Source organism: Bacteroidales bacterium (assembly GCA_014860585.1).
Taxonomy (GTDB): Bacteria; Bacteroidota; Bacteroidia; order Bacteroidales; family 4484-276; genus RZYY01.
The window spans coordinates 1-3986 of the sequence record JACZJL010000025.1 but is presented as its reverse complement, the minus strand read 5'-3'; the positions used below and the strand labels follow the sequence as shown (position 1 = coordinate 3986).

The 3986-nt window shown below is 46.3% G+C and carries 2 protein-coding genes; both read right to left on the bottom strand.

Annotated elements, in window-relative coordinates; translation table 11 throughout:
• A partial coding sequence (locus tag IH598_02765; protein MBE0637420.1) for a glycoside hydrolase family 3 C-terminal domain-containing protein occupies window positions 1–2641 on the bottom strand: 2641 nt, incomplete at its 3' end.
• Window positions 2642–2663: 22 nt separating this feature from the next.
• The coding region (locus tag IH598_02760) for a DUF4838 domain-containing protein (GenBank protein ID MBE0637419.1) at window positions 2664–3986 on the bottom strand (1323 nt) is incomplete at its 5' end.

Here is a 3986-nt window from a genome sequence, read left to right as displayed (position 1 = left end):
CTCTTTGACGAATATCCTTTGAGGATGCCCCTATCATGATCCGAAAGTCGCCAGGTTCGACGATTTTGTTCAGGCTTTTATCAAACATAGATAAAATTTCCGGATTGATTTCGAAGGTTACAGTTTTGGTTTCGCCAGGCTCAAGGCGGATGCGCTGAAACCCCTTCAACTCAATCACCGGACGGGCTACCGATGCCAGTTCATCACGAAGATAGAGCTGAACAACTTCGTCGCCGGCCATTTCACCGGTGTTAGTCACACTGACACTGACGAAAGTTGAATCGGTTGCAGAAATTGGATTTTTCCCCAGTTGAATTCCGGAATATTCAAATGAAGTATAGCTTAAGCCAAAGCCAAATGGGAAAAGGGGTTGCCCGGTCAGGTTCATGTAATCATCTCCCCTGCCGGTGGGCTTGTGGTTGTAAACCAAAGGCAACTGCCCTTCAAAAACAGGGATTGTGATGGGTAAGCGGCCGGCAGGATTATAACTCCCAAAAAGCACTTCAGCTAAAGCATTTCCTCCCTCTTCACCAGGATACCAAACATGCAGGATGGCGCCAACCTGATCAATCCAGTTATTCATTGTGACGGCACTGCCCCCAGCAAGCACAACCACGACAGGTTTACCGGTTGCAGCAATTATTTTAATCAGCTCTTCCTGCCGACCGGGAAGATTGAGGTAAGCCCTGTCCTGAAATTCTCCTTCCTCAATCCCCACGACAACTAGTGCCATATCGCTGGATGTTGTCAATTCCACTGCTTTTTCGATTTCATCGGTCAGGTCATTTTCAATACCAAAATTCCATACCAGCCGAAACCATGCATTCCCAACCGGCTCATAAAATTCAATCAACAAATCATATTCCCGGTCTTTTTCAAAATTGAAATCGGTGAGTAGGGCTTGTTTAGTTCGTTTTATCCAATTATCAAGAATCAATTTCCCATCAAGGTAAAGCCGGTACCCGTCGTTGCCGTCAATCCCGATCCTGAAAGTTCCTGTTTCCGGTGCTTTCAGTTTTCCGCTCCAGCGAACAGAGTAGAAATCATAAGTCATTTTTTCAGGATCGGGGCCAAAGAGCGTCCATTGAAATTGGATTTGCTTGTCATTTCTTGTAAAAACCGGCTCACCCGAAAATGACAGATTATTAAAGTATTCCCCTTTTAATCCGGAAAGTCTTGTTCCATCAATTTCACTGATTAAAAATTCTGTTGGGATTGTCTGGTGCTCTTTTACTTCTCTCGTGCAGCCCATCGCATAATTCACTTCAACGGCATCGCCTGCCAGGTTTTTAACTCCATCGAGAATACTTACTTTTTGATTTCCGGGTCCGCTATAGCCTCCAAGCCTCGCTTCTGTTGCATCCGGCCCGATTACTGCGATTGATTTGATATTGCTGGCAAAGGGAAGGATTTGATTCTCATTTTTCAACAAAACAATGGATTCCAATGCAGCCTGCCTGGCCAATCGCCGGTGATCCGGATGTCCGTTCCATTTGACAGCTTCTTCAGGATCAACATAAGGATTTTCAAATAAACCCAACTCAAATTTCAATTTCAACACCCGTGCAACAGCTTCATCAATAACCTTTTCATCAATGGTTGCATCATAAAAAGGTGGGGAGAAAAGGGTGTGATGATCGTAGCTGGTTTGGAAAATTACATCCAGTCCTGCCTGGATGGATGTTGCGGTAGCATCAGGATAATCGGCGGCCGTGTAATGAAGCACATTCGCGCCACCCGTTCCGCCGGCATCAGAAATAACAAAACCCTCAAATCCCCATTCTTTCTTCAGCAATTGATTGAGCAGCCAGTCATTTGCCGTACAGGGCGAGCCATCATAAGAATTGTAGGATGTCATCACCGAGCGTGATCCTCCCCGCTTGAAACATGCTTCAAATGGGGGCAGGTAAATTTCCCTCATCAGGCGTTCGTTCCAGTGGATGGGATAGCTGTCGCGCCCGCCATCGCCGACATTGGCCACGAAATGCTTTGGCGTGGTAATGACTCCCATTTTTTCAAAAGCTGAAACAAACGCCACAGCCATTTCAGCAACCAGAAAAGGGTCTTCGCCATAAGTTTCTTCAGTTCGTCCCCAGCGCACATCCGATGCAATGTTGACCACTGGCGAAAGCACTTGTCGAATTCCACGGGATTTGCACTCTACAGCAATAGCTTTGGCTATGTCGTGCATCAACTCCGGATTCCAGGCAGCCGCCAGCCCGATGGCTTGCGGAAAAGCAGTAGCGCCCGACCTTACCAGTCCGTGCAAGGCTTCATCAAACGGAATGATTGGAATACCCAGCCGGCTTTTTTCTATGAAAAAACGCTGTATTTCATTGATCTTCTGTGCAGTTTCGTAAGCCGAATTGCCAGCACTGTAGCTGAGCATCTGACTGGTAGCATCTGCATTTTGCCCGACAGTATTCACCTGAAAGCCAAAAATCCCAGTTTTGAACTTATCCCTGTCCTCACCCAAATCGCCGGGGATCATAAAAAGTTGCCAGAATTTTTCCTCTGGCGTCATTCGGGATAAGAGGTCATTAACCCGTTCATCAACCGGGAGATCGGAATTTTTGTATGGTTGGCCGGATAAAGAATTTAAACCAAGAGATAAGCACAGAAAAAATAATAGCTGTCTCATTTTTTTGACTTTAAGGATTTGCTCATTTCACCACAATCTCATCCACAAACACCCACGAGCCACCGCCGGCTGAAGGGTGCCAGTCGAAGAGCCTCAAGGTTCCTTTTATTTCAAACTTTACGAACCGGAATTTTTGATCTTTAACCTGGAAAGCAAAAAGCCTGTTGACCTCTTCATCCTCTTTTCTCTGATCGCCTTCAACCAATTGTTTGCCGATTGTGGTAAAGTGAACTCCATCAGTTGAAATCATACATGTCACCGACTTTGGGTGCAAAATCCAACTCTTGGGATCATACAAAGTGCTGATTTCGATGGAGGTTGCTGCCACTTCATTTTCAAGGTCGAGCAGCAGGGAGAAATCTTTGGATTCCCATCCCAACCAGTGAACCTTGTAGTCATTGGCGCCACGCACACCGTTAGTCAGGAAGGAGAGATGGCCTCCACTGTATTTTTCAGCAGGCAGTGGAGTAGCAGTTACATTTTTACGAAATGCCAGGTTTCCTTTCACCTGAACATCAATAAACCGTTTGGTAGCATGATAGTATTCTTCAACGGTCAGACCCGATTCGTTCACCGGCGCCGATTTACATTCAATGCCTGTCCGGTAAAATGATTCAAGGGTTTCGAGCATCTGCCGGCGAGGTATAAAATCGCCATCAATTTCCTGGTACCAGCCTCGCGGGCCAAACATGTCAGCTTTGCCAATTTCCATCATGGCATACTGCAGTGGCATCCGCGCAGTGCGGACATGCAATAAACATGCAGGGTCATTGGCCACTGCCTTTTCTGCTTCGTCGAAATATTGATGGTAAGCGATCATGTTATCCTGCGAAAGAAACGTATGCTGATGATCCGTCGGAGGGCCATAAATATCCAGCCACTCCCCCGTATTCAAAATTTCGTCCTGAAGGTGATCCATATATTTTCTGATCCAAATGCCTGCAGCGCCATAATACCCGTCGGTAAATTCTCTGATGATCTCATTTACATCGGCATCAGGATTCCAAAGCAATTTTGCCAAAATATAAGATTTCAATTCCGAAAACTCATGTCCCGAGCCGGTATTCGATTGCTGGAAGTGCTCCTTCACCTGGTTATTCACAAAAAGCTGAATATTAGGCTGCAAGGTATGCAAATTGGGAAAAGGGCTGATGCTGTGGGCAAAGTCAACCGTATAATCCCACAAGTAAATGTGATTGCAGATCTTCCCCCAATCCTCCAGGTCTTTCAGAAAAGAGGAACTTCGATGGTCGGTTGCAATAGGCTGGCTGCGGTTTAGCTCGATGGTGCAAAGCATCACCTGGACGTTTTCACGAGGCTTAGTCACCACGGGAGCTTGCCTGCT